The following is a 3,000-nucleotide window of genomic DNA, read 5'->3' as shown; positions in this document are numbered from 1 at the left end:
TAAGAATATAATATAGAAATGGAGATAATTTATTATGAAAATTAAATATAAAAAAAACTCAAGAAAATTTTCTGCTTCAGTTGTTTTCTATGCTGTTTCTTTAGTTATAGCACTTATTGGGATTGCATTATTAGTTAATAATATACTCTTCTTTAGAAGTACTGTTAACAATTACGTAGCCCAGGGATATTCTTATGCTGATGTTGTCAAACAATTAATACCATCCCAACTGCTTCCAGGAATATTTGAACCAATCGCTGTATATGGAGGCATTGCAATTGTTCTATTAGGTGTGGGAATAGTCAATAAAAAGATTTCAAAATGCTTGACATTGTTAAAAGGGAGTACTGTTGAAGAAAATACCGCAGAACAAAATGCTGATCATCTAGAAAATACAAAAACAACTGAACAAATTGAATTTGCAGAAGAAATTAACGTTAATAAAGCTTAATTTGAAATTATAAGCAATTTACTTCAAGGTATAAATTCATTATAATAATAAATTCAAAAAAAGCCTTTGCTTGTCAGTAAGTTCTGAATTTAATATCTCAGTAACTTCTTGAAGCTATGGCTTTTTATTTATATTATTCTTTTTTGCTTTGGAACGTTCCATTCAATTTACCATTTCATTTATCTTCTCTCTTTTTTTACTAATATGTTTTTTAAATTATTCTTTATGAGCTTTAAATTTCCTGCTAATCTAATATAAATTTAATCATGCAAAATAAGCACCCTAAATGACGGGTACTTATTTTGCGATATAAACGCTAAGGGAGATCAATTTTATAAAGAATCTATTGGTGGTTGCATTTAAGTTTACTGTGTCCTGCAACCATAGACACTAATCTATATTCATAGTTCAAAATAGGATACTTCACAAACTAAGGGGGGTATTTCTCTAGGTTATATATAATTATATAAAACATTTGTTACATCTTAATTTCATATTAATAAACTATTTGTAAACAATATAAAATAAGCACCTAAGTTATAGGCACTTATTTTACAATACAATTAGAAGAACAATTTTAAATTTTATCAATGATCGATATATCAAAATAACCGCTAGTTTATCTAGTAACACTTAACTCTCTGGCATTTTTTACATTTTTTTGACAATTCATGCATAACATTTTTCCAAACTTTTGAGCACTATAGTTTGCTACTTTTTCAGATATGACATTTCCACAATTTTCACAGAGCAATTCGCTTTTGCTTGATTTATTTTGCATATTTTCGTTATTATTGACAGTATTCTTATTATCCGTGACAATTGTTCTATTCTGCTCATTCATCAATTTACCTAAAGAATATCTTACTCTATAATGATTATCTTGAATCTCCAGTTTATTAATTTCCCTGTTTTTACTATAGCCTATTGACTTAACTTTAAAGCGTACTTTTGGTGATAAAATTAATTTGCCATCTCTTTCGTCAAATTCTCCCCGCTGTAAGCTGACCCATATAAAGGGAGCTGTATAAAGTTCTCTTCCTATTCCAATATTAAATCCTGCTCTTTTAAAACTGTCACTAGCCTGGCCTTTTTCTTTCTCTGTATAGCTTTCAACTCCAACATCTTGTTTTCTGACCCACTGTTTCTTTTCATCATCCCATATATCTATATTACAAAATAATCTGCCATTTATAAGTTCATGCGTTCTTCTCCATCCTGTTATACCAAAAGTTTCATCAAGTATTCGCATATCAACTCTTGCATCTTTGTATAGTAATAAAATACATGCTGCACCATTTGTGGTCTTTTTTAAGCTTTGTACCCTTACCTCAATTTCATCTGTCTTTAAAAGCCTTACTTCTTCATTCATAATTTATTACACCTCCTATCTAATACTCAAACTCATAGTTTGCTTAATTTCAGCTCCATCTATCTCTATCCCTTTTTTTAAATTTTCCAATATGGCTACTTTGTCCAATTTATCTGGTTGATGTATCCTATATTTTTCCGGAATGGTTTCTTCATCTGTTATATTCACAGCAGGTACATTTTTTCTAATTGAAAGAGTAAATAAGCTACCTTTTATTTTTTGCTTTTTTAGCATCCGCATGTGCTCAAATAAATAGTCCTTTAAGCTATCTATCTGATGTTCTACAGCTTTTTTTCTAGCCTGTAATCTTTTTATCTCTTCATCTAGTCCTTTAGAATCAACTTCCTTTGATTTTATAACTTTTGCAATATTTTCGGCTTTAACATCAAATTCTTCATCTATTTTGTTCAAAGATTTCTCTATATCCTCTTTTACATTTTCCAAGTCTGGATTATCCAGTAATTCATCCAAGTTCTTATATCTTTCAGATATCTCATACAGTTTTGCCACCATCATTCCTCCTCTGCTAATACTTTAAAGGTATTTATACAATCATTACAAACATCTAAATTCTCAATTCTATAATAGCTATCTCCCACGTAAATAGCTTCGCCACACACATCACAAACGGTAAATATTTTAGTCTTTGGGTCTTCATATCTATATTCATAGCAGCATTCCGGCAACATGTTTATCCCTCCTTTAAAAAATTATCCATACAACTAAAGGGTCTTTCTTATCTATTGTGTATCTTATAGTTTTGAATGCTTTCAATTGTTTATTTCTTTGCTCTATGCTTTGAAATCTTATTTTGGTTTTATTTCCCATTTTCATGGCTCCTTTAAAAGGTATACTTATTTTTTATATGCCTTTAATTCTATTTTAAATGGTTTTTAATATGTCTATACTTATTTATTTCTTCCATTTATCCGAATGCTACCATTGTCAATACTTCCGGAGTTAAGAACTTCATTATTTATCTTTTGGTATTATTAATTCCATATTTTTCTTACTTCTAATTGATAATCAAATTTTATAAAATCCTCTATAACCCATATTGTCAAGCCAATTTCCAATTTTAAGTTATTGATTGAGACTTTAACGCAACCTATGTTAAAATATAATTATAAAGTGAATTAATCAAGTATAAATTTAATATTTACATATATAAGAAGGA

General features: G+C 28.8%; 4 protein-coding genes. 1 reads left to right on the top strand and 3 read right to left on the bottom strand.

The window, feature by feature from the left end; genetic code table 11:
• Nucleotides 1-34 precede the first annotated feature (34 nt).
• Nucleotides 35-451: a hypothetical protein gene (locus J5G60_RS17580; protein ID WP_190972258.1), complete on the top strand. Its 417-nt coding sequence runs from the start codon at nucleotides 35-37 to the stop codon at nucleotides 449-451.
• A gap of 619 nt (nucleotides 452-1,070) precedes the next feature.
• Here the strand turns inward: J5G60_RS17580 and J5G60_RS17575 are convergent.
• Genes J5G60_RS17575 through J5G60_RS17565 form a run of 3 tightly spaced genes read right to left on the bottom strand, consistent with a single transcriptional unit; the run spans nucleotide 1,071 to nucleotide 2,512 of the window.
• Nucleotides 1,071-1,823, bottom strand: a complete 753-nt coding sequence (locus J5G60_RS17575; protein WP_150358468.1) for a hypothetical protein — start codon at nucleotides 1,821-1,823, stop codon at nucleotides 1,071-1,073.
• Nucleotides 1,824-1,838: 15 nt separating this feature from the next.
• Nucleotides 1,839-2,336: a siphovirus Gp157 family protein gene (locus tag J5G60_RS17570; protein ID WP_236035344.1), complete on the bottom strand. Its 498-nt coding sequence runs from the start codon at nucleotides 2,334-2,336 to the stop codon at nucleotides 1,839-1,841.
• Nucleotides 2,336-2,512 (bottom strand): hypothetical protein, encoded by a 177-nt coding sequence (locus tag J5G60_RS17565; protein WP_190972256.1) that lies wholly within the window; start codon nucleotides 2,510-2,512, stop codon nucleotides 2,336-2,338. The genes J5G60_RS17570 and J5G60_RS17565 overlap by 1 nt, the downstream gene beginning before the upstream one ends.
• Between the last annotated feature and the right edge of the window lie 488 nt (nucleotides 2,513-3,000).

The organism is Clostridium sp. HV4-5-A1G (genome assembly GCF_900184915.1).
In the GTDB taxonomy this organism is placed as follows: Bacteria; Bacillota; Clostridia; order Clostridiales; family Clostridiaceae; genus Clostridium_B; species Clostridium_B aromativorans.
This window is presented reverse-complemented; position numbering and strand designations above follow the sequence as displayed.

What these genes read in the sequence shown, in the direction of transcription:
- J5G60_RS17575 (WP_150358468.1), bottom strand. Translation starts at nt 1,823, where the DNA reads ATGAATGAAGAAGTAAGGCTTTTAAAGACAGATGAAATTGAGGTAAGG.
- J5G60_RS17580 (WP_190972258.1), top strand. Translation starts at nt 35, where the DNA reads ATGAAAATTAAATATAAAAAAAACTCAAGAAAATTTTCTGCTTCAGTT.
- J5G60_RS17570 (WP_236035344.1), bottom strand. Translation starts at nt 2,336, where the DNA reads ATGGTGGCAAAACTGTATGAGATATCTGAAAGATATAAGAACTTGGAT.
- J5G60_RS17565 (WP_190972256.1), bottom strand. Translation starts at nt 2,512, where the DNA reads ATGTTGCCGGAATGCTGCTATGAATATAGATATGAAGACCCAAAGACT.